Here is a 19,139-nt window from a genome sequence, read left to right on the forward strand (position 1 = left end):
CGGGGCTCGTCAGGACGCGGGCGGGCCGTCGCTGGTCGAGCCGCCGTCGGCGCGCTTGCGGTCCTCGTCCAGACCGCGCAGGAAGTCCGGGTCGTCGTCGGGTCCCGCGGTGCGCTGACGTCGCGGAACGCCGCCCGTCGTCCCGCCGGCCTGGCCCGCGTAGGCCGTCCGTCGCGACCACCGGACGGCCAGCCACACGACCACGCCGACGAGCGGCACGAGCAGCACGAGCAGCACCCAGAGCGCCGGGTGCACGCCGAGGCGCTCGTCGTGGCTGCTCCGCACGATGTCGAACACGCAGTACACGGTCAGTCCGATGAGCAGCAGGACGGCCAGGTTCCTCACGTCGCCAGAGTACGTCGGCCGGAGCTGCGGGGTCGGCCTACCCTTGACCGTGCCTCTCGTCGTCTACTCGGTCCTGCGCCTCGCGCTCTTCGGCGTCTGCCTCGGTCTGCTCTGGTGGGCGGGCCTGCGCTCGTGGTTGGTGGCCGTCGTCGCCGCGCTCCTCGCGTGGGCGCTGTCCTACGTGCTGCTCAACGGCCCGCGCGACGCGGCCGCGCGCCAGCTGGCCGAGCGTGCCGAGCGCCGCCGGGACGCGGGCGACCGGCCCGTGCTGAGCAGGCGAGCCCAGGAGGACGCCGACGTCGAGGACGCGGCGGTCGACGCCGGTCTAGAGGGCGAGCCCGAGGCCGAGCAGCACGCCGAACGCGAGCTCGAGTAGCCCGGTGCCGGCGAGCACGGGGACCAGCGCGCGCCCGCGGGCGCCGAGCAGCACGGTGACCGCCAGCACGACCGCGGGCGCCAGCAGCAGGAGCACGAGCAGCGTCCAGACTGACGCGAACGCGCACACCACGCCGCCGAGCAGCACCGGCAGGATCACGAGGACCGCGTACACGCGGCGCGAGCGGTTCTCGCCGAGGCGCACCGCCAGCGTGCGCTTGCCGCCGAGCGCGTCGGTGGGGACGTCGCGCAGGTTGTTGGCCATGAGCAGGGCGCAGGCCAGCATGCCGACCGACACCGCACCCACCCAGGCGGGCCACGACAGCTCGTCGGCCTGCGTGTACGTGGTGCCGAGCACCGCGACGAGCCCGAAGAAGAGGAAGACGCCGACCTCGCCGAGCCCGCGGTAGCCGTACGGCCGCCTCCCGCCGGTGTAGCCCCAGGCCGCCAGGATCGCGGCGGCGCCGACGGCGAGCAGCCACCACTGGCCGGTGAGCACCACGAGCGCGAGGCCGAGCAGGGCGGCGACGCCGAACGACGCGAACGCGGCACCCTTGACGGTGCCCGGGCTCGCCGTGCCGGAGGCGGTCAGGCGCAGCGGGCCGACGCGGTCGACGTCCGTGCCGCGGATCCCGTCGGAGTAGTCGTTCGCGTAGTTCACCCCCACCTGCAGGGCGAGCGCGACGCCGAGCGCGAGCGCGGCCCGGCCGAGGTGGGCCTCGCCGAGCTGCGCGGCGGCACCGGTACCGACGAGCACCGGGGCAGCCGCCGCGGGCAGCGTGCGCGGTCGCGCACCCTGCACCCAGTCGCTGGCAGTCGTCACGTGGGGGTCCTCTCGAGGGAGCGGGCGGCGAGCCGTGCCGTCGCCCGACGGTCGATCTTGCCCGGCCCGCGCACGGGGAGCGAGTCCGTGACCACCAGGCGGCGCGGGGCGTGGGCCGCGCCGAGGCGGTCGGTGACGGCGCGGCGCGCGTCGTCGAGCGTGGGAGGTCGTGCGCCGGCGCGGGGGACGACGACCGCGACCACGGCCTGACCCCACTCCGGGTCGGGGACGCCGACCACGCAGACCTCGCCGACGCCGGGCAGCTCCGCGAGGACCTGCTCGACGGGCGCGGGCGCCACCTTGGTGCCGCCGGTGACGAGCACGTCGTCGGCGCGACCGAGCACCGTGAGCACGCCGGACGACCACCGCCCGAGGTCGGTGGTCCGCAGGTGCCGGACCCCGTCCACCTGCACGAACGCCTCGGCGTCGAGGTCCGGACGCCCCAGGTAGCCGTCCGCCAGCACGGGGCCGGACAGCAGGATCCGGCCCTCGTCGTCGAGGGACGCGCCCACCCCGGCGAGCGGCACCCCGTCGTACACGCAGCCGCCGCACGTCTCGGACATGCCGTACGTCGTCACGACGGGCACGCCCGCGGCCGCGGCGCGCGCGAGCAGCTCGTGCGGGGCCGCCGCGCCGCCGAGGAGCACGGCGTCGAATGTCGCGAGCGCGGCGGTCGCGACGGGGTCGTCCAGGAGCCKGACCAGCTGGGTCGGCACCAGCGACGTGTACCGGGGCACGTCGGTGCCGAGCTGGGCCGCGGCCGCCACGAACCCGGGCGGCCGGAACGGCCCGGGCTCCAGCACCACGGGCGACGTCCCGGCCAGCGCTGAGCGGACCAGCACCTGCAGGCCGGCGACGTGGTGGGTCGGCAGGGCGAGCAGCCACCGCCCGGGGCCCGCGAGCCGCTCGTGGGTGGCCGACGCCGACGCGCGCAGGGCGGTCGCGGAGAGCAGGACCGCGCGCGGCTCGCCGGTCGAGCCCGAGGTCCGCACCACGACCGCTACGTCGTCGCCGACGGCCGGGCCCGTCCCCGGGGCCGCGTCCTCCGGGACGGGGCAGACCGCAGGGCCCGTGCCGTCCAGCGCCGCGACGAGGGCCGGCAGAAGGTGGTCGGGCCCCGCGGGGACGTCACGCAGCGGCCGGATCACGCCCCCAGCGTAGGTCCGCGCAAGCGCGCGCCCGGCCGGGGACGGCGCGCGCAGCCCGTAGAGTGTCGCGCGGTTCGCACCCCAAGGAGCATCGTGTCGTCTGTTCTTGCCCTCCCGCCYGCCCGGCGTCGCCCCGTCGCCCTCCTCGCGTTGGCCACCGGTGCCGCCCTGCTGCTGGGCGCCTGCGGCGGGTCCGCTACGGCCGATCCGACGGCGTCGGCGCCCGTGACGCACGCGCCCGTGATCGAGGCGGCAAAGGGGGCTCCGCCGGCGCCCGTCATCGCGCCGCGCTGGCCCCTGACGGGAGTCACCGCGTCCGAGGTGGCCACCCGCCCGGGTCTCGCGGTGAAGATCGAGAACTCCGGCGAGGCCCGTCCCCAGACCGGCCTCGACCAGGCCGACATCGTCTGGGAGGAGGTCGTCGAGGGCGGCATCAGCCGCTTCGTGGCCGTCTACCAGTCTCAGGTGCCCGCGGAGGTCGGCCCGATCCGCTCGGTGCGACCGATGGACCCGGCGATCGTCGCGCCGATGCACGGGCTCATCGCGTTCTCCGGCGGGCAGCCGGGCTTCGTCCAGGCGCTGAAGAACGCCGGCGTCCAGACCATCAGCCAGGACGCCGGTGCCGCCGGGTTCTACCGCAAGAAGGGCGTCGCGCCCGCACCGCACAACGTCTACGGCACGCCGCAGGCCTTCTGGGACCAGGCGGACAGCGGCCACTCCGCGTCGCCCGCCCCGCAGTTCGTCATGGCCAAGCACCCCGAGCAGGCCAGTGCGGTCGTATCCGGTGGCGCCTCCACGACCGTCGCGGTCCGCCTCTCGGGCTACGCAAAGCCGACGTGGACCTGGGACGCAGGCACCGGCACGTGGCTGCGCGCCGAGGGTGCCACGCCCGCGACCGTCAGCTCGGGCGCCCGGATCGCCGCCACGAACGTGGTCACCCTCAAGGTCCGGCTGGTCAACTCCGGCACCGTCGACCCCGCCGGCAACCCAGTTCCCGAGACGGTGCTCGACGGCACGGGCGACGCCACGGTCTCGAGCGGCGGCCACACCGTCACGGGCACCTGGACGAAGACGGGCGAGAGCGCGGTCCTCACGCTAGCCACTCCCGACGGCGGCGTGCTGACGCTCGCGCCGGGCACCACCTGGGTCGAGCTGGTCCCGCAGGACTCGGGCTCGGTCACGATCGGCTGAGACGGCCTGTGCTCCCCGGCGGCGACGTCCGCGCATGGCAGCCTGGGTCCGTGCCGGACAGCGACGGGGGAACGCGATGACGACCACGACACGACGAGGGGCGCGCGGCGCAGCAGCCGCGCTGCTCGCCGGCCTGGCGCTGGCGGTCGCCGCCTGCAGCCCCAGCACGCCGGAGCCCGCGAGCTCGACGCCCCCGGCCGTCACCCACGGGCCGACGATCGCTCCCGACAAGGGCGGAGCACCGGCGCCGGCGGTGCCCCCGACCTGGCCGCTCACGGGCGTCGCCGGGGAACCCGCGGCTCGTCCGGCGCTCGCGGTGAAGATCGAGAACACCGCCGTCGCCCGACCGCAGACCGGCCTGGACCAGGCGGACGTGGTCTGGGAGACCATCGTCGAGTTCGACGTGTCCCGGCTGGTGGCGGTCTTCCACTCGCAGGTCCCCGACGAGGTCGGCCCCATCCGTTCGGTCCGCCCGATGGACCCCCTGATCCTTGCGCCCATGCACGGGCTGCTGGCCTTCTCGGGCGGCCAGCCGGGCATCCTCGACCTCGTTGCGGCCAGCGGCGTGCAGATGATCAGCCACGACGCGGGCGCCCCGGGGATGTACCGGACCAAGGACCGGGCGGCACCGCACAACGTGTACGGCACGCCGACCACCTTCTGGGGCCTCGCCGACGCGGACCACCAGGCGCCACCGGGCGAGCAGTTCACCATCGCGCGCACCGCGGACGGTGCCGCGGCGATCGTCGCAGGGACGCCGGCGAGCAYGCTCTCGTTCCAGCTGTCGGCGGCCTCGAGCCCGTCGTGGTCGTGGGACGCCGGCACCGGCACGTGGCTGCGCTCGGAGGGGACCGCGCCGGCGACCGCGCGGAGCGGTGCCCGGCTCTCCGCGGTGAACGTGGTGTCGCTGACGGCCGAGCACCCCACTAACACGGGGTTCGCCGCCCAGGGTGGCGCGCCGGTGCCCACCTACACGCTGGTCGGGTCCGGCGACGGCGTCGTCGCGACGGGCGGCAAGACGGTGCCCGTGCGCTGGCAGAAGGACTCCCAGGACGCGCCCCTGCGCCTGTTCACCGCCGACGGCAAGCCGGCGGACCTGGCGCCTGGCAACACCTGGGTCGAGCTGGTACCCGCCCGGTCGGGGTCGCTGACCATCGGCTGACCGCCCGCCGTTGTCCGTCCACGGGATGACGCCGGCGCGCGGGTTGGCCACCCCAGGTCGTGAGCAGGACGGTCCCCGCGACCGATGCCCCGTCCCGGGCGTCCGGGCGAGGCTGGACGCATGGCCACTCTCACGCACCACGACGCCACCGAGCACGACACCCGGTCGCTCGGCGCGGTCGTCGTCTCCGGTCTCGTTCTCGTCGCCCTGCTGGTCGGCGCGGCGGGCGTGCTCGGCGCCGTCGTCGACTTCGCCGGCTGGGCGCTCAGCTCGCGCTAGCTAGTACGCGTACGGGAAGCCCGACCAGTCGGGCTCCCGCCGCTGCAGGAACGCGTCGCGCCCCTCCACCGCCTCGTCGGTCATGTACGCCAGCCGCGTCGCCTCGCCGGCGAACACCTGCTGGCCGGCCAGCCCGTCGTCCGCCAGGTTGAACGCGAACTTGAGCATGCGGACGGCCTGCGGCGACTTCGTCGCGACGATCCGCGCGTACTCCAGCCCCGCCTCCTCGATCTGCGCGTGCTCGACCACGTCGTTGACGGCGCCCCAGGCCAGCGCCTGCTCGGCGGAGTACTCGCGGGCGAGGAAGAAGATCTCGCGGGCCCGCTTCTGGCCGACCTGTCGCGCCAGCAGGGCCGAGCCGTACCCGCCGTCGAACGAGCCGACGTTGGCGTCCGTCTGCATGAACCGGGCGTGCTCGCGGCTGGCGATGCTGAGGTCCGCGACCACGTGCAGGGAGTGCCCGCCGCCGGCTGCCCAGCCGTTGACCAGCGCGACGACGACCTTCGGCATGGTCCGGATAAGCCGCTGGACCTCGAGGATGTGCAGGCGCCCGGCGCGGGCCGGGTCCACGCCGTCGGCGGTCTCGCCCGACGCGTACTGGTAGCCCGACCGGCCGCGGATGCGCTGGTCGCCGCCGGAGCAGAACGCCCACACGCCGTCCTTGGGGCTCGGGCCGTTGCCGGTGAGCAGCACCGTGCCGACGTCGGAGGTCGTGCGCGCGTGGTCGAGCACGCGGTACAGCTCGTCGACGGTGTGCGGGCGGAACGCGTTGCGCACCTCGGGCCGGTCGAACGCGACCCGCACCACGGGCAGGTCGCGAGCGACCGCGCCGGCGGCCAGCTGGTCCGCCGACGGCCGCGCGAACCCCCGGTGGTACGTGAGGTCGGTGAGGTCCTCGAACCCGTCCACCGTGCGCCAGCGGCTCGGGTCGAACGTGTCGGAGACGGCGGCCGGCAGTTCAGGAGTCACGGCGGCAGCCTAGCCGCGTCCGATCATTCTGGTACGCTTGTACCAGAACGTGCGCGGGACGGCGGGGACTGCCACCCGGCGCGCACGCGGAGAGTGGTGCACCACCATGGCCTGGATCGTCCTCATCCTGTCCGGCATGCTCGAGGCCGGCTGGGCCCTGAGCCTCAAGGCGTCCGACGGGTTCAGCAAGCTCGGACCGAGCATCGCGTTCGTCGTCTTCGCGGTCGCGTCGCTGGGCGGGCTCAGCTGGGCGCTGAAGTCGCTGCCCGTCGGCGTCGCCTACGGGGTCTGGGTGGGCATCGGCGCCGCCCTCACGGCGGTGCTCGCCGTCGTCCTGTTCCACGAGACCGTCTCGGTGCTGAAGATCGTGTCGCTCGTGCTCATCGTCGCCGGTGTGGTCGGCTTGAACCTGTCGGGCGGGAGCCACGCGTGACGAGCAAGGGTGCGCGCCGCCGGGACGACCTCGCGCGGGCGGCCGCCGCGCTCGTGCTGCGCGAGGGGCCTGGTGCCCTCACCCACCGACGCGTCGCGCACGAGGCGGGTGCCTCGGTGTCCGCCACGACGTACTACTTCGGCTCGCTCGACGAGCTCGCCGCGGCCGCGGGCGCGGCCCTTGCTGAGGCGTGGGCCGACCACGCTCGCGCGGTGCTCGCGGCCGCTCCGACGAACCTCTCCGGGGACCGGGCGGCCGCGACTCTGGTCGACGCGGTCCTGCCGCCCGGCGACGACGCCCAGGTGCGCAACCAGTACGAGCACCTGCTCAGCGCGGGACGGCGCGCGGCTCTCGCGACCGCGTTCGCCGCGGGCCGTGCGGTCGTCGACGAGGTTCTGGAAAGCCTGGTCGCGCGTGTCGGGGCGCCGACCACCGCCCCCGTCACGATCGCGCTGGTCGACGGCGCCGTCGTCACGGCACTGACCGAGGGCCGGCCGGTGCGCGCCACGGCCGTCGCGCTCCTGCTCGCGGCGTGGGGCGAGTGAGCCGGACGTAGGCTGTCGGCGTGCCGAGCACCCCCGCTGACCTGCACATCTGGTCGCTCCCGCTGCGCACGCGGTTCCGCGGCCTGACCGTCCGGGACGGCGTGCTCCTGCGCGGCGATGCCGGCTGGGCCGAGTTCAGCCCGTTCTGGGACTACGACGCCGCGGAGTCCGCCGCCTGGTGGCGCGCCGCACGCGAGGCGGCCGACGAGGGATGGCCGCCCGCCCTGCGCACGCGGATCCCCGTCAACGTCACCGTGCCGGCGGTCGACGCCGCGACCGCCCACCGGATCGTGCGCGCGTCCGGCGGGTGCCGCACGGCCAAGGTCAAGGTCGCGGAGCCGGGCCAGTCGCTCGCCGACGAGATCGCCCGGCTGGAGGCCGTCCGCGACGCGCTCGGCCCCGACGGGGCCATCCGGGTCGACGCCAACGCGGCCTGGGACGTCGACACCGCCGCGGCCCGGCTGGCCGCTCTCGACCGGGCGGCCGGCGGGCTCGAGTACGCGGAGCAGCCCGTCCCGGGTGTCGACGACCTCGCCGCGCTGCGCCGGCGGACCCACGTGCCGATCGCCGCCGACGAGTCGATCCGGCGGGCGGAGGACCCTCTCGCCGTCGCGCGGGCGGCCGCCGCGGACATCGTGGTGCTCAAGGTCCAGCCGCTCGGCGGCGTGCGCGCGTGCCTCGAGCTGGCCGAGCGCATCGGGTTGCCGGTCGTCGTCTCGTCGGCCCTCGAGTCGTCGGTGGGACTCGCCGCCGGGATCGCGCTCGCTGCGGCGCTCCCGGAGCTGCCCTATGCGTGCGGGCTCGCGACGGCCCAGCTGTTCACGGCCGACCTGGTGACGGACCCGCTCTTGCCCGTCGACGGCGTCCTCGAGGTCCGCCGCCCCGAGCCGGACCCGGCCCTGCTGGCGGCCGCGGCCGGGTCTGACGAGCTCGTGGCGCGGTGGCGGGCGCGCATCGCCGTCGTCCGCGCTCAGGCATGATGACGAGCGTGACGACGCCGCCCGCCCTCGCCCCCGACCCGGCGACGGCTGCGGCCCGCGTGATCGTCCAGGCGCTCGCCGCCCTCGGGGTCGAGGACGTGGTGCTCGCGCCGGGCTCGCGCAGCGCGCCGCTCGCGTACGCGGTCGCCGACGCCGCGCGCCCGGACGGGCAGCGCCCGGCCGGCGCTCCCGTGCTGCGGCTGCACGTGCGGGTGGACGAGCGGTCCGCGGCGTTCCTCGCGCTCGGCCTGGCGAAGGCGTCGGGCGACCCCGCCCGCCCCGTCGCGGTCGTGACCACCTCGGGCACCGCCGTGGCGAACCTGCACCCGGCCGTCCTCGAGGCCCACCACAGCGGGCTGCCCCTGCTGCTGCTCACGGCCGACCGGCCGCACGAGCTGCGCGGGACCGGCGCGAACCAGACCACGGACCAGGTGGGCATCTTCGGCAGCGCGGTGCGGCTGGCCGTCGACGTGCCCGCCCCCGTCGGACTTGCCGACGAGGCCCGCAGCCTGCGCCGCCTCGTGTCCCGGGCCGTCGCGGCCGCGACCGGCGCCCGCACGGGCGACCCCGGGCCCGTCCACCTGGACCTCGCGTTCCGGGAGCCGTTGGTCCCGGGCGACGCGCCGTGGCCCGAGCCGTCGACCGCGGGACTCACGCACGTCCAGGCGCGGCTCACCACCGGCTCCGTCCCGGTGGTCGGTGAGCCGGTCGCGGCGCAGGCCCGCCGGGGCGGGGCGCCGACGGTGGTGGTCGCGGGGGACGGCGCGGGTCCGGCGGCTCGTCGCCTCGCCGAGGCGAACGGCTGGCCGCTGCTGGCCGAACCCTCCTCCGGTGCGCGCGGGGGGACCCACGCGATCGCCGCCTACCGGCTCCTGCTCGCGCACCCGAGCCTCGGCGGTGCGATCCGCCGTGCGGTGGTGCTGGGCCGCCCGACCCTCTCCCGGCCCGTGCAGCGGCTGCTCGCGCGCGAGGACGTCGAGGTCGTCGTCGTCGCGCCGCGCGGCGCCGAGTGGCCCGACGCCGCACGCAACGCCGGCGACGTGCTGCTCGAGGCGCCCGCCCGGATGCGGCAGGGCCGGATGGCGGCGCCGGCAGGCTGGCTCGACGCCTGGCGGACGGCGGACGCGGCGGCCGGTGCGGCCATCGACCGCGTGCTCGACGGTCTCGACGCGGGGCGGCGCTCGCGCAGCGGGACCCRCGTGACGGGACCGGCGCTGGCTCGCGCGGTCGCCCAGGTCAGCGGCGCCGACGACGCGCTCGTCGTCGGCTCGTCGAACCCCGTGCGCGACCTCGACCTGGTGGCCCGCTGGGACGCCCCGCCGGCCGTCCTGGCCAACCGGGGGCTCGCGGGCATCGACGGCACGGTCTCGACCGCAGTGGGCGTCGCCCTCGCGCTGCCGGACCGTCGGGTGCGGGCGCTGCTGGGGGACCTGACGTTCCTGCACGACGTCGGCGGCCTCCTGCGCGGGCCGCTCGAGCCGAGCCCGCACCTCCAGCTCGTCGTCGCCAACGACGACGGCGGATCCATCTTCTCGACGCTCGAACCGGGGGAGCCCGCCCGGGCCGACGTGTTCGAGCGCGTGTTCGGCACGCCCCACGGCGCCGACCTCGCCGCCCTGTGCGCGGGCTACGGCGTGCGGCACACGCGCGTGAGCGACGTCGACGGGCTGCTGCCCGCCCTGGCCGCGCCCGGTCCCGGGCTCAGCGTCGTGGAGGTCCGCGTGGACCGCGCCGGCCGCCGCGCCCTGGGGGAGCGGATCGCCGACGAGGTCGCCGCGGCGGTCCGCGTGGCGCTCCCCGACTGACGGATCCATCCGAAACTCGCAGGGAACTCCCAGGTTCTGCGAAGGGTCCCTCCAGCGCCGTCGGGTGTGATGGTCCACGACCAAGGAGGGCAATCCTGATGACCACCACACCTGAGAACGGCGCGAGCAACCAGCCGCCCGCTGCCGATCAGCACCCCCAGACGCACACGACCCAGCCGCTGCCGGTCCAGCCGACCCAGCCGCTGCCGGTCCAGCACACCCAGCCGCTGCCCGCCGCGCCGGCGCACCCCACCAACCCGTTCACGCCGCCGCACCCCGCCGCTCCGGCGGACCAGCGCGCCGCGTACGAGGCCGCCCAGCGTGCCGCTGCCCAGCAGGCCGCCGCGCAGCAGGCGGCGCAGATGGACCAGTTCGAGTCCGTCCGCCGCGCGCAGTGGGAGGCTGCTCAGCGCGCCGCCGCCCAGGACCCGGCGACCGCGCAGCAGGCTGCCTACCAGCCCGCCGCCGCGTACGCCGCCGCTCCGGCGCCCGCCGCGCCCCAGGGCTCCGTCCCCACGCAGCGCAAGCGCAACCTCTGGCTCCCGGTGACCTCGGCTGCCGCCGCCGCCGCGATCCTCGCCGCGGTCGCCACGGCCGGCCTGACGCACACGCTGTCCGACGACGCCGCGAACGGCAGCCACCCGGCGTCCCTCGCGACCATCGGCCAGTCCAGCAACGACACCGTCCCGGTCTCCGGCTCGACGAACGACGACCCCAACTGGGAGGCCGTCGCCAAGGCCGTGCAGCAGTCGGTCGTCGCCATCCAGGTCAGCACCGGCAACGGTGGCGGCGCGGAGGGCTCCGGCGTGATCGTCGACGACTCCGGCCACATCGTCACCAACAACCACGTCGTCGCCGGCGCGGACCCCGACAGCGTGCAGGTCACGCTGACCGACGGCCGCATCTTCAAGGCGACGATCGTCGGCACCGACGCGACCACCGACCTCGCCGTCATCAAGCTGACGGACGCGCCGGACGACCTCAAGCCCGCCGCGTTCGGCGACTCGTCGAAGGTCATCGTCGGCCAGCCCGTCATGGCCGTCGGCAACCCGCTCGGCCTCGCCAGCACGGTGACCACCGGCATCGTCTCCGCGGTCGACCGCCCCGTGTCCACGTCGGGCGAGAACAGCAGCGAGGCCACCGTCACCAACGCGATCCAGATCGACGCGGCCGTGAACCCCGGCAACTCGGGCGGCCCGCTGTTCGACGCGCAGGGCAAGGTCATCGGCATCAACTCCTCGATCGCCACCCTGTCGAGCGAGTCCGGCTCCATCGGCCTCGGCTTCGCCATCCCGGTCGACCTGGTGAAGAACATCGCCGCGCAGCTCGTCGACGACGGCACCGCCGAGCACGCCTTCCTCGGGGTGTCCCTGTCCGACGGCACCGCCACCGCCGACGGCGTCACCCGCCGCGGCGCGGTCGTGGAGTCGGTCAGCGACGGCTCGCCGGCCGCCGCGGCCAAGCTGCTGGAGAAGGACACGATCGTCGCGATCGACGGCAAGGCCGTCGGCGGCGCCGAGTCGCTCACCGCCTACGTGCGGGCGCTCCCGTCCGACACCAAGGTCACGCTGACCGTGGTCCGTGACGGCAAGGCGTCGGACGTCGACGTGACGCTCGCGGTCCGCAAGGAGTCGGCGTCGTCCGAGCAGGCTCCTCAGCAGCAGGCGCCGCAGCAGCAGGACCCGCAGCAGCAGGCTCCCGACCAGGGTCAGGGCCAGGGCGACTCCGGCTCGTCCGGCATCCCCGACGGGCTCAGCCCCGACCAGCTGTGGCAGTGGTTCCAGCAGCAGCAGGGTGGCCAGGGCTGATCACGGCCCACTGAACGCCGGCGGCCGCCGGGTCCCGTCCCCCCGAGGACCCCGGTCGCCGGCCACGCGGTCCGTCCCCGGACCGCTCCGCCTGCCCGGCCGACTCCCCTTCGGCCACGGCACGGCCCCTCGGCCGGGATGTCAGCTGGTGCTGGCGTCCCGGCCGAGCGCGTACCGCATGGGGACCAGCTTGGCCTCGGACTCCGCCAGCTCGGCGGGCGGGTCGGACGCGGCGACGACGCCGCAGCCCGCGAAGAGGCGCACGCGCCGCGGGTCGTCGGCGTCGACCTGCGCGGAGCGCAGCGCGATGCCCCACTCGCCGTCGCCGTCGGCGCCGAACCAGCCGACCGGTCCGGCATAGCGCGCCCGATCCATGCCCTCGATGCGGCGGATGAGCTCCCGCGCCGCGACGGTCGGGGTGCCGCACACGGCCGCGGTCGGGTGCAACGCCGCCGCCAGCGCCAGCGAGGACGGGTGCGCCGCGTCGCCCGAGGGCGCCGTCAGTACGCCGGTCACGTCGGACGCGAGGTGCAGGACGTTGGGCAGGTGGAGGACGAACGGCACGTCGGGGACGTTGATCGACGAGCAGAACGGCTCGAGCGCGTGCGCCACGGACGTCACCGCGTACTCGTGCTCCTCCAGGTCCTTCGACGAGTGCGCCAGGATCGCCGCGCGGGCCACGTCGGCCGCGTCGTCGCCGGTGCGCCGGATCGTCCCCGCGAGCACGCGCGAGGTGACCAGGCCCTTCTCCGAGCGGACCAGCAGCTCGGGCGTCGCGCCCAGCAGGCCGTCCACGCTGAACGTCCAGCACGAGGGGTACTGCGTCGCCAGGCGCTCCAGCGCCCACCGCACGTCCAGCGGGTGCTCGGTGCGCGCGTGCACGTCGCGCGCGAGCACGACCTTGTCCACGTCGCCGGCCTTGATCGCGGCGATCCCGCTCGCGACGACGTCGCGCCAGCCGTCGGCGCTCACGGCACCGTCGCTGTAGGCGACGTCACCGGGGTCGACGGGGGGCACGCGGGGGCCGACGACCTCCGCGAGGCGCGGAGCGGCGCGCAGCCGGGCACCCGTGGTGATGGTGGTGAGCCAGGTGCGGCCACCGCGGCGGCCGACCACGACGCGGGGCACGACGACGACGCCGCCGGCCGGGGACTCGTCGTCGAACGCGAACGAGCCGAAGGCGACCGGACCCGTGCCGGGCGCCTGCACCTCGTCGCGGACGATGGCCCGCGCGAGGACGTCGTGCCACGCCCGCTCGGCGTCGGCGAACCGGTCGGCACCGCCGACCTCGATGCGCAGGGTCTCGCCCCACGCGACCAGGCCGTCGCCGCGGCGCACCCACGCGAGCGGCGCCTGCGACGGCAGGAGCTCGAGCAGGTCGAGCGGGTCGGGGAGCTCCGTGGAGCCCACGCCGACGGGGGCGCCGAGCGCGTCCAACGCGACCGTGCGGACCACGAGCGGGTGCGGGACGGCGTCCCCGGGGGCGGAGGGCTGCGTGCTCATCCCTGCCAGCGTATGCCTGGAGAAGCCGCCCGCCCTGTCGTAGGGGCCCTGCGGACCTGCGACGATGGACACATGTCCCGCGCTTCCCTCGACAAGGACCCCCAGGACGTCGCCGCCATGTTCGACGCCGTGGCCCACCGCTACGACCGGACCAACGACGTCATCTCGCTCGGCCAGGACCGCGCGTGGCGCAAGGCCACGCTCAAGGCCCTCGACGCCCAGCCGGGGGAGACGGTGCTCGACCTCGCCGCCGGCACCGGCACGTCGTCGGAGCCGATGGCCGACGCCGGCGTGCACGTGGTCGCGTGCGACCTGTCCGTCGGGATGCTCGACGTGGGCAAGCGGCGCCGACCGGACCTGGCCTTCGTCGCCGGCGACGCGTTGCACCTGCCGTTCGCGGACGAGTCGTTCGACGCCGTGACCATGTCCTTCGGCCTGCGCAACGTGAAGGACGTCGACGCCGCCCTCGACGAGCTCCTGCGCGTCACCAAGCCGGGCGGCCGGCTGGTCGTCTGCGAGTTCTCCCGCCCCACGTTCAAGCCGTTCCGGGCGGTCTACCAGAACTACCTCATGCGGGCGCTGCCGCCGGTCGCGCGGGCCGTCTCCAAGGAGCCCGAAGCCTACGTCTACCTCGCCGAGTCGATCCGCGAGTGGCCCGACCAGCACGCGCTCGGCCTCCTGATCAAGCACGCCGGCTGGACCCACGTGGCGTACCGCAACCTCTCCGGCGGCATCGTCGCGCTGCACCGCGGGATCCGTCCCGCCAGCTGACGTCACCCTTTCGGCGCAACGTCGGGAGGGCGTGCTCGTCGCCTTCGACCGCGTCCGGATTGCACTCGTTCGGATGCTGGACTCCGAAGTGCGGGGGGTGGTAACCCCCGCATGACTCCAGTGCACGGGGCGAAGACCTTGGACTGTTGTTCAAGTCCTGCTGTGCCCCGCCGAGACTCCCCGAGCCGGTGGTGTAGCCGGCCCACGGCTACGGGAGGCATGGATCATGCGCAAGACGACGAAGGGCGCCATCGCTGTTGGCGCAGGTGTGGCACTGCTGCTGGGCGGCGCGGGGACGATGGCGGCGTGGAGCGTCTCCAAGAACCTCAGCGACCAGTCCGGCGTCACCGCCGGTAACCTGGACCTCACGCTCAATACGGCTGGTGCCAAGTGGTACTGGGGTCTCACCACGATCAACACGACCACGAACGCCGTGACGTGCAGCGGGCCCGACACGAACAACCAGATCACCGGCGGCATCGCGACCGTCAAGCTGGTTCCCGGCGACTGCGTGGTTTATGTCACTCCTGCCACGGTGGTCGCGAGCGGTAACCACCTCACGGCGAACCTTGCGGTGACCGGCACCGTCACGACGACTGACACGGTCCCTGCTTCGCCCCTCGCGGCGTCCCTCGACGTCAGCTCGACGGTGTCGATCCCGACGGCGACGACCGGCCTGAGCCTGACGGACTCGAAGACCATCAAGGTCGACTCGACGGCCGGTGCGATCAACGCGGTCGACAAGGTCAACGTCGCTGTCAAGGTCATCTTCAAGGGAGAGACCGCGAACCAGGTGGGCACCAACGGCGCGGTCACCCTGACGGGTGCCGCGGTCACGTTCAAGCAGTCGGCTCCGGCCGTCGCGCCCTGATCTGACGCCTGACCCACGTAGGGATCTGACGTGTTCGCACGCCTCCGTGCGCCGCTCGCCGTGGCGGTGGCCGTCGTGCTCCTCGTTCTGGGGGGCACGACGGCCTACGCCGCGTGGTCAGTCAGCCGTGCGCTGCCGACGACCAACGTGCAGGCGGGCACCTTCTCGGCAAACGTGGTCTGGACCTCCGCACCGAGCCTCGCTGACATGTACCCAGGCGAGAGCAGGGCGGGGACCATGACCATCTCGCGGCCTGTTGGCACCAATGGGAAGTGGGTCTACAGGGTCGGCGCACCCACGTTCGCCGTCGCGACCGGTGGCCCCCCGGCAGCGAGCGCGGCCGTTGTCGCCTCCCTCAGTGGAGCCGTCTACAACGGCGCCGCCTCCGGGTCGACGTGCTCTGGAACAGCCGTCACCCCAGGTGCGACCAGTGCGGTGATGGCGCTCAACGCGACGGTGACGCTCTGCGTGAAGGTCACGTTGGCCAGCACCGCTACGACCGCTGTACGTGGCGGGATCTCGACCCTGACGCTCCTGGTCACCGCCGAGAACCGACCGACCAACTAGCCCGACGAAGGACATCCGATGAACCGCACGCGCGAGGGGGCCGAGGCTGCGTCGGTCGCGCCTGTGCGGCGCCGCGCGCGGACGCCGGCAGGGCGTCTTGGCATTGCGATCGGCATTGCCGTGGCGCTGGTGCTCGGCGGTTCGGGTGCGGGCTGGGCGTTCTGGAGCGATGTCCGCCCGCTCACCGCCGCCGCGAGCGGGGTCACCATGGCCGCGCCGGTCGCAGGCTGCACGCCGCCGGCCAATCCTGTCGACGGCGCCGACTCGCCTGTGTCGATCTCCTGGAGTGCGGTGGCCGTGCCCGCGGGCGCGACCGTGTCGTACCTCCTCACTGTGGTCTCTGACGCAAACGTCACCCGGACGTTCACGCCTACCGCCGGAGCGACCAGCTTCAGCCTCCAGGCAAACCAGGTCGGCTCGACTCTCGCAGACAAGACTCGGCTGCAGACAATCACCGTGACGGCGACCGTCACGTTCGTCGGCGGCGCTCAGTGGACCCTGCCGAGCAACGTGATCGGGGCCCAGGGCGTTCGATACTTCATCTTTGGCTTCGGGACCAACTACGTGAACATGGAGTGCCGGTGACGCGCGCACTCGCCGCGCCGCGGCGCAACGTCCTGCGGTGGGTCGCGGCGGTCGCCTCGTCGTTGGCGCTTGCAGTGGTGGTTCTGCTTGCACTCGCCCTGATCGTGGTGCCGCTGGTTCTGGGGGCGACGCCGTACACGGTGCTCACCGGCTCCATGCAGCCGTCGATGCCACCGGGGACCCTCGTGGTGACCCGACCCACACCCGTCGAGAAGATCAGTATCGGCGACGTCGTGACCTACCAGCTGCGCTCGAACGAGCCCGAGGTCGTCACGCACCGCGTCGTCGGGCTCGGGTCGACGTCCGACGGCGAGCGCGCGTTCGTGACCCGCGGCGACGCGAACAACGTCGACGACGACCCGGTCCGCGCCGTGCAGGTGCGGGGGATCGTGGTCTATCACTTGCCCTACCTCGGTTATGTGAACACGTGGGTCGGCATCAACCGCCCCGGGTGGCTGCTCAAGACTGTCGCGGGAGCACTGATCCTGTACGGGCTCGTCCTCGTCAGCGGCGGTCTACGGGACCGGGTTCGGCGTCGGCGCGAGCCCGACGAGGTCGTCAGGGTCCCGATTGACGCTGGCCCCCCGGACCTCCAGCCGGGCACGGCCGTAGCCGTCCCGCTCGTGACTTCTGCCCGGCCCGCGCGAGTCGGCGCCGTGCGCCCACCCCTTTCCGTTCCCGTGGCCATCGTTGCTGTCGGTGTGGTGGTCGTCGGCGCCCTGGTCGTCGGTGGCAGGGCGGCGGGCCGGATCCGGTGAATATGCGCTCACGACACCTTCTGGCAACGATGTGCGTCGCTCTGCTCGCCGCGTTCGGTGTCGCGGCTGGCGCCGCGCCGGCGCAGGCCGCCGACGAGCTGCAGCTCTCCAGCGACGGGACGAACTGGTCGACGTCGCTCGGCGCGGCGCTGTTCGGGACGCCGCAGGTGATCGTGCCGGGAGACGTGGTGAGCTCGGCCCTCTGGGTGCGCAACGCGTCGGGCGACCCCGCTCGCGTCGACTTGCTCGTCGCGAGTGGTCTCGGTGTCACGCCCGGGACCCTCGCAGGCGACCTGTCGCTCACGATCGACGGCACGGCCGCCGCTGGTGGCAGCCGTTGGCACGGTCCGGTCCTGGCTCCCGGCGCGGCGACGCGGATCCCGCTCGTCGTCACGTTCGATGCCGCATCGCAGGTGACGAGCCGGCTCGCTGCGACCTCCGTGCTGGACGCGGCGATCCTCGTGCAGACGAGTGTCGGCCCAGACCCGGCCGAGAACCCGCCGACCGCCAGCCCGAGCGCTGCGCCAAGCTCGTCGGCATCGCCTACCAGCTCGGCTGGTTCGGTGAGTGCCGCGCGCCCGGCGGCCTCGGGGCCCGCAGGCCTGGCGCGCACCGGTGCCGACGTCGCGCGGGTCCTCGGCGTCTCGCTGGGCGCTATCGGTGTGGGGTTCCTGCTCCTCGTCGCGCGTCGCCGGTCGCGCCGCAGCGAGGACTGAGTCGGGCATTCGCCCAGGAGCGCCCGTTCGGGTGAACAATGGGCCTCGCCGCGCCTCCGCTCGGCGTCGTCGCGACGGCGAGAACCGGGCCGTCGACGGGCAGTTCAGGGCACGTTCTTCACCCGCCGCCGCGAGGTAAGGAGTGCCTTCGCAGACAGCCCAAGTGGTGCTGGTTACACTCGCCGGGAGCAGTACGTGAACAACGTCACAAGTGGGGTCACTGGTGGTGGATGCAACGGTCGATGACGCGGATGTCATCGTCGTGGGCGCGGGCCCGGCTGGGTCCGCCGCCGCGTTCCACTGTGCCTCCGCGGGCCTGGACGTGCTGCTGCTGGAGAAGTCCGAGTTCCCGCGGGACAAGGTCTGCGGCGACGGCCTGACGCCCCGCGCGGTGGCCGAGCTGGTGCGCATGGGCCTGCCGATCCGGGAGCAGGACGGCTGGATCCGGAACGTCGGCCTGCGGGTCATCGGTGGCGGCCACCGGCTCGAGCTCGCGTGGCCGGAGCTGTCCAGCTACCCGTCGTACGGGCTGGCCAAGTCCCGGATGTCGCTGGACCACACGCTCGCCGACCACGCGCGCGCGGCGGGCGCCAAGCTGCAGGAGCGCACCACCGTCACGGGTCCGGTGCGCGACGAGCGCTCGGGGCGGGTCGTCGGCGTGCACGCGAAGGTCGACGGCGAGACGGTGACCTACCGGGCGCCGGTGGTCATCGCCGCCGACGGGGTGTCCGCGCGGCTGGCCACGGGGATCGGCCTCGAGAAGCGCATGGACCGCCCGATGGGCGTCGCGGTCCGCACCTACTTCCGGACGCCGCGCCACGACGACCCGTGGATGGAGAGCCACCTCGAGCTCCGCGACGACGACGGCAACCTGATGCCCGGGTACGGCTGGATCTTCTCGCTCGGCGACGGCACGGCGAACGTGGGGCTCGGGTCGGTCGCGTCGACGGCCGCGCCGACGAAGGTCGACTACAAGAAGCTCTTCGCCACGTGGATGCGGCACGTGCCGGCCGACTGGGAGTTCACGCCCGACAACCAGGTGGGTCCGGTCAAGGGCGCAGCCCTGCCGATGGGGTTCAACCGCGGGCCGCTGTACAGCAACGGCCTGATGCTCGCGGGCGACTCGGCGGGGATGATCAGCCCGTTCAACGGCGAGGGCATCGCCTACGGGCTGCAGGCCGGCCGGGTCGCGGCCGACGCCATCTCCCAGGGGCTCGCGCGCGGCACGGCCGCCGGTCGCGAGCGCGCGTTCGCCACCTACCAGAGCCGCATGAAGGACGATCTCGGCGGCTACTACACGCTGGGCCGGGTGTTCGTCCGGCTGATCGAGCACCCCGAGGTCATGCGGGTGTGCACGCGGTACGGGCTGCCGCGGCCGCTCGTCATGAAGTTCGTGCTCAAGCTCCTGTCCGACTGCTACGAGCCGAAGGGCGGTGACCTGGTGGACCGGGTGATCGCCGGCCTGGCCCGGATCGCCCCGGCAGCATGAGCACCCCGACCACAAC

The 19,139-nt window shown here is 74.3% G+C and carries 21 protein-coding genes; 16 read left to right on the forward strand and 5 right to left on the reverse strand.

Annotated elements, in window-relative coordinates; all coding sequences use genetic code 11:
- Positions 1-9: 9 nt before the first annotated feature.
- Positions 10-345 (reverse strand): PLDc N-terminal domain-containing protein, encoded by a 336-nt coding sequence (locus tag AC1DQC_RS09370; protein ID WP_477050961.1) that lies wholly within the window; start codon positions 343-345, stop codon positions 10-12.
- Between the two features lie 49 nt (positions 346-394).
- Between AC1DQC_RS09370 and AC1DQC_RS09375 the strand changes: the two genes are divergently transcribed.
- Entirely contained in the window at positions 395-721 is a 327-nt protein-coding gene (locus tag AC1DQC_RS09375) for a DUF4229 domain-containing protein (protein WP_477050962.1), read from the forward strand.
- On the opposite strand, the gene AC1DQC_RS09380 is transcribed toward AC1DQC_RS09375, so the two are convergent.
- Together AC1DQC_RS09380 and menE are read right to left on the reverse strand one after the other, a co-directional pair.
- Positions 671-1,543: a 1,4-dihydroxy-2-naphthoate polyprenyltransferase gene (locus AC1DQC_RS09380; protein WP_477050963.1), complete on the reverse strand. Its 873-nt coding sequence runs from the start codon at positions 1,541-1,543 to the stop codon at positions 671-673. The two genes, AC1DQC_RS09375 and AC1DQC_RS09380, sit on opposite strands and share 51 nt — an antisense overlap.
- Complete coding sequence (gene menE, locus AC1DQC_RS09385) at positions 1,540-2,691, reverse strand: o-succinylbenzoate--CoA ligase (protein WP_477050964.1); 1,152 nt, start codon at positions 2,689-2,691, stop codon at positions 1,540-1,542. The genes AC1DQC_RS09380 and menE overlap by 4 nt, the downstream gene beginning before the upstream one ends.
- 93 nt (positions 2,692-2,784) lie before the next feature.
- Here menE and AC1DQC_RS09390 point away from each other — a divergent pair, with 93 nt between their 5' ends.
- The 3 genes from AC1DQC_RS09390 to AC1DQC_RS09400 all read left to right on the forward strand — a co-directional run bounded on the left by AC1DQC_RS09390 (position 2,785) and on the right by AC1DQC_RS09400 (position 5,323).
- Positions 2,785-3,882: a DUF3048 domain-containing protein gene (locus tag AC1DQC_RS09390; RefSeq protein WP_477050965.1), complete on the forward strand. Its 1,098-nt coding sequence runs from the start codon at positions 2,785-2,787 to the stop codon at positions 3,880-3,882.
- 76 nt (positions 3,883-3,958) lie between these two features.
- On the forward strand, positions 3,959-5,044 hold the full coding sequence (locus tag AC1DQC_RS09395; RefSeq protein WP_477050966.1) for a DUF3048 domain-containing protein: 1,086 nt from the start codon (positions 3,959-3,961) through the stop codon (positions 5,042-5,044).
- Positions 5,045-5,164: 120 nt separating this feature from the next.
- A complete protein-coding gene (locus tag AC1DQC_RS09400) occupies positions 5,165-5,323 on the forward strand; it encodes a hypothetical protein (protein WP_477050967.1) in 159 nt (52 codons plus the stop codon).
- Here the strand turns inward: AC1DQC_RS09400 and AC1DQC_RS09405 are convergent, their stop codons facing one another.
- Positions 5,324-6,292, reverse strand: coding sequence for a 1,4-dihydroxy-2-naphthoyl-CoA synthase (locus AC1DQC_RS09405; RefSeq protein ID WP_477050968.1), 969 nt, complete (start codon positions 6,290-6,292; stop codon positions 5,324-5,326).
- A gap of 106 nt (positions 6,293-6,398) precedes the next feature.
- Between AC1DQC_RS09405 and AC1DQC_RS09410 the strand changes: the two genes are divergently transcribed.
- The 5 genes from AC1DQC_RS09410 to AC1DQC_RS09430 all read left to right on the forward strand — a co-directional run bounded on the left by AC1DQC_RS09410 (position 6,399) and on the right by AC1DQC_RS09430 (position 11,863).
- Positions 6,399-6,725, forward strand: coding sequence for a DMT family transporter (locus AC1DQC_RS09410; RefSeq protein WP_477050969.1), 327 nt, complete (start codon positions 6,399-6,401; stop codon positions 6,723-6,725).
- Positions 6,722-7,270 (forward strand): TetR/AcrR family transcriptional regulator, encoded by a 549-nt coding sequence (locus tag AC1DQC_RS09415; protein WP_477050970.1) that lies wholly within the window; start codon positions 6,722-6,724, stop codon positions 7,268-7,270. The genes AC1DQC_RS09410 and AC1DQC_RS09415 overlap by 4 nt, the downstream gene beginning before the upstream one ends.
- 20 nt (positions 7,271-7,290) lie before the next feature.
- On the forward strand, positions 7,291-8,250 hold the full coding sequence (locus tag AC1DQC_RS09420; protein WP_477050971.1) for an o-succinylbenzoate synthase: 960 nt from the start codon (positions 7,291-7,293) through the stop codon (positions 8,248-8,250).
- Positions 8,250-10,055 (forward strand): 2-succinyl-5-enolpyruvyl-6-hydroxy-3-cyclohexene-1-carboxylic-acid synthase, encoded by a 1,806-nt coding sequence (gene menD, locus AC1DQC_RS09425; RefSeq protein WP_477050972.1) that lies wholly within the window; start codon positions 8,250-8,252, stop codon positions 10,053-10,055. The genes AC1DQC_RS09420 and menD overlap by 1 nt, the downstream gene beginning before the upstream one ends.
- A gap of 98 nt (positions 10,056-10,153) precedes the next feature.
- Positions 10,154-11,863: a trypsin-like peptidase domain-containing protein gene (locus tag AC1DQC_RS09430; RefSeq protein ID WP_477050973.1), complete on the forward strand. Its 1,710-nt coding sequence runs from the start codon at positions 10,154-10,156 to the stop codon at positions 11,861-11,863.
- 141 nt (positions 11,864-12,004) lie between these two features.
- On the opposite strand, the gene AC1DQC_RS09435 is transcribed toward AC1DQC_RS09430, so the two are convergent.
- Positions 12,005-13,366, reverse strand: a complete 1,362-nt coding sequence (locus AC1DQC_RS09435; protein ID WP_477050974.1) for an isochorismate synthase — start codon at positions 13,364-13,366, stop codon at positions 12,005-12,007.
- A gap of 72 nt (positions 13,367-13,438) precedes the next feature.
- Between AC1DQC_RS09435 and AC1DQC_RS09440 the strand changes: the two genes are divergently transcribed.
- The 7 genes from AC1DQC_RS09440 to AC1DQC_RS09470 all read left to right on the forward strand — a co-directional run bounded on the left by AC1DQC_RS09440 (position 13,439) and on the right by AC1DQC_RS09470 (position 19,123).
- Positions 13,439-14,137, forward strand: a complete 699-nt coding sequence (locus tag AC1DQC_RS09440) for a demethylmenaquinone methyltransferase (RefSeq protein ID WP_477050975.1) — start codon at positions 13,439-13,441, stop codon at positions 14,135-14,137.
- A gap of 226 nt (positions 14,138-14,363) precedes the next feature.
- Entirely contained in the window at positions 14,364-15,008 is a 645-nt protein-coding gene (locus AC1DQC_RS09445) for an alternate-type signal peptide domain-containing protein (RefSeq protein ID WP_477050976.1), read from the forward strand.
- Between the two features lie 30 nt (positions 15,009-15,038).
- A complete protein-coding gene (locus AC1DQC_RS09450; RefSeq protein ID WP_477050977.1) occupies positions 15,039-15,575 on the forward strand; it encodes a hypothetical protein in 537 nt (178 codons plus the stop codon).
- A gap of 18 nt (positions 15,576-15,593) precedes the next feature.
- Entirely contained in the window at positions 15,594-16,160 is a 567-nt protein-coding gene (locus AC1DQC_RS09455) for a hypothetical protein (RefSeq protein WP_477050978.1), read from the forward strand.
- Positions 16,157-16,918 carry a signal peptidase I gene (locus AC1DQC_RS09460; protein ID WP_477050979.1) on the forward strand — a complete coding sequence of 254 codons (762 nt, stop codon included), beginning with the start codon at positions 16,157-16,159 and terminating at the stop codon, positions 16,916-16,918. The genes AC1DQC_RS09455 and AC1DQC_RS09460 overlap by 4 nt, the downstream gene beginning before the upstream one ends.
- Positions 16,919-16,947: 29 nt before the next feature.
- The gene (locus AC1DQC_RS09465) at positions 16,948-17,634 is read left to right on the forward strand and encodes a hypothetical protein (protein WP_477050980.1); all 687 of its coding nucleotides are present in this window, start codon (positions 16,948-16,950) and stop codon (positions 17,632-17,634) included.
- A 223-nt stretch (positions 17,635-17,857) separates the two neighbouring features.
- Complete coding sequence (locus tag AC1DQC_RS09470) at positions 17,858-19,123, forward strand: geranylgeranyl reductase family protein (RefSeq protein WP_477050981.1); 1,266 nt, start codon at positions 17,858-17,860, stop codon at positions 19,121-19,123.
- Positions 19,124-19,139 lie beyond the last annotated feature (16 nt).

This window comes from Cellulomonas sp. P4_H12 (assembly GCF_056400905.1).

Bases quoted from the DNA above. Each gene is read 5' to 3' on its own strand.
- AC1DQC_RS09465 (WP_477050980.1), top strand. From the start codon at position 16,948: ATGTGCGTCGCTCTGCTCGCCGCGTTCGGTGTCGCGGCTGGCGCCGCG.
- AC1DQC_RS09400 (WP_477050967.1), top strand. From the start codon at position 5,165: ATGGCCACTCTCACGCACCACGACGCCACCGAGCACGACACCCGGTCG.
- AC1DQC_RS09410 (WP_477050969.1), top strand. From the start codon at position 6,399: ATGGCCTGGATCGTCCTCATCCTGTCCGGCATGCTCGAGGCCGGCTGG.
- AC1DQC_RS09455 (WP_477050978.1), top strand. From the start codon at position 15,594: ATGAACCGCACGCGCGAGGGGGCCGAGGCTGCGTCGGTCGCGCCTGTG.
- AC1DQC_RS09430 (WP_477050973.1), top strand. From the start codon at position 10,154: ATGACCACCACACCTGAGAACGGCGCGAGCAACCAGCCGCCCGCTGCC.
- AC1DQC_RS09440 (WP_477050975.1), top strand. From the start codon at position 13,439: ATGTCCCGCGCTTCCCTCGACAAGGACCCCCAGGACGTCGCCGCCATG.
- AC1DQC_RS09445 (WP_477050976.1), top strand. From the start codon at position 14,364: ATGCGCAAGACGACGAAGGGCGCCATCGCTGTTGGCGCAGGTGTGGCA.
- AC1DQC_RS09435 (WP_477050974.1), bottom strand. From the start codon at position 13,366: ATGAGCACGCAGCCCTCCGCCCCCGGGGACGCCGTCCCGCACCCGCTC.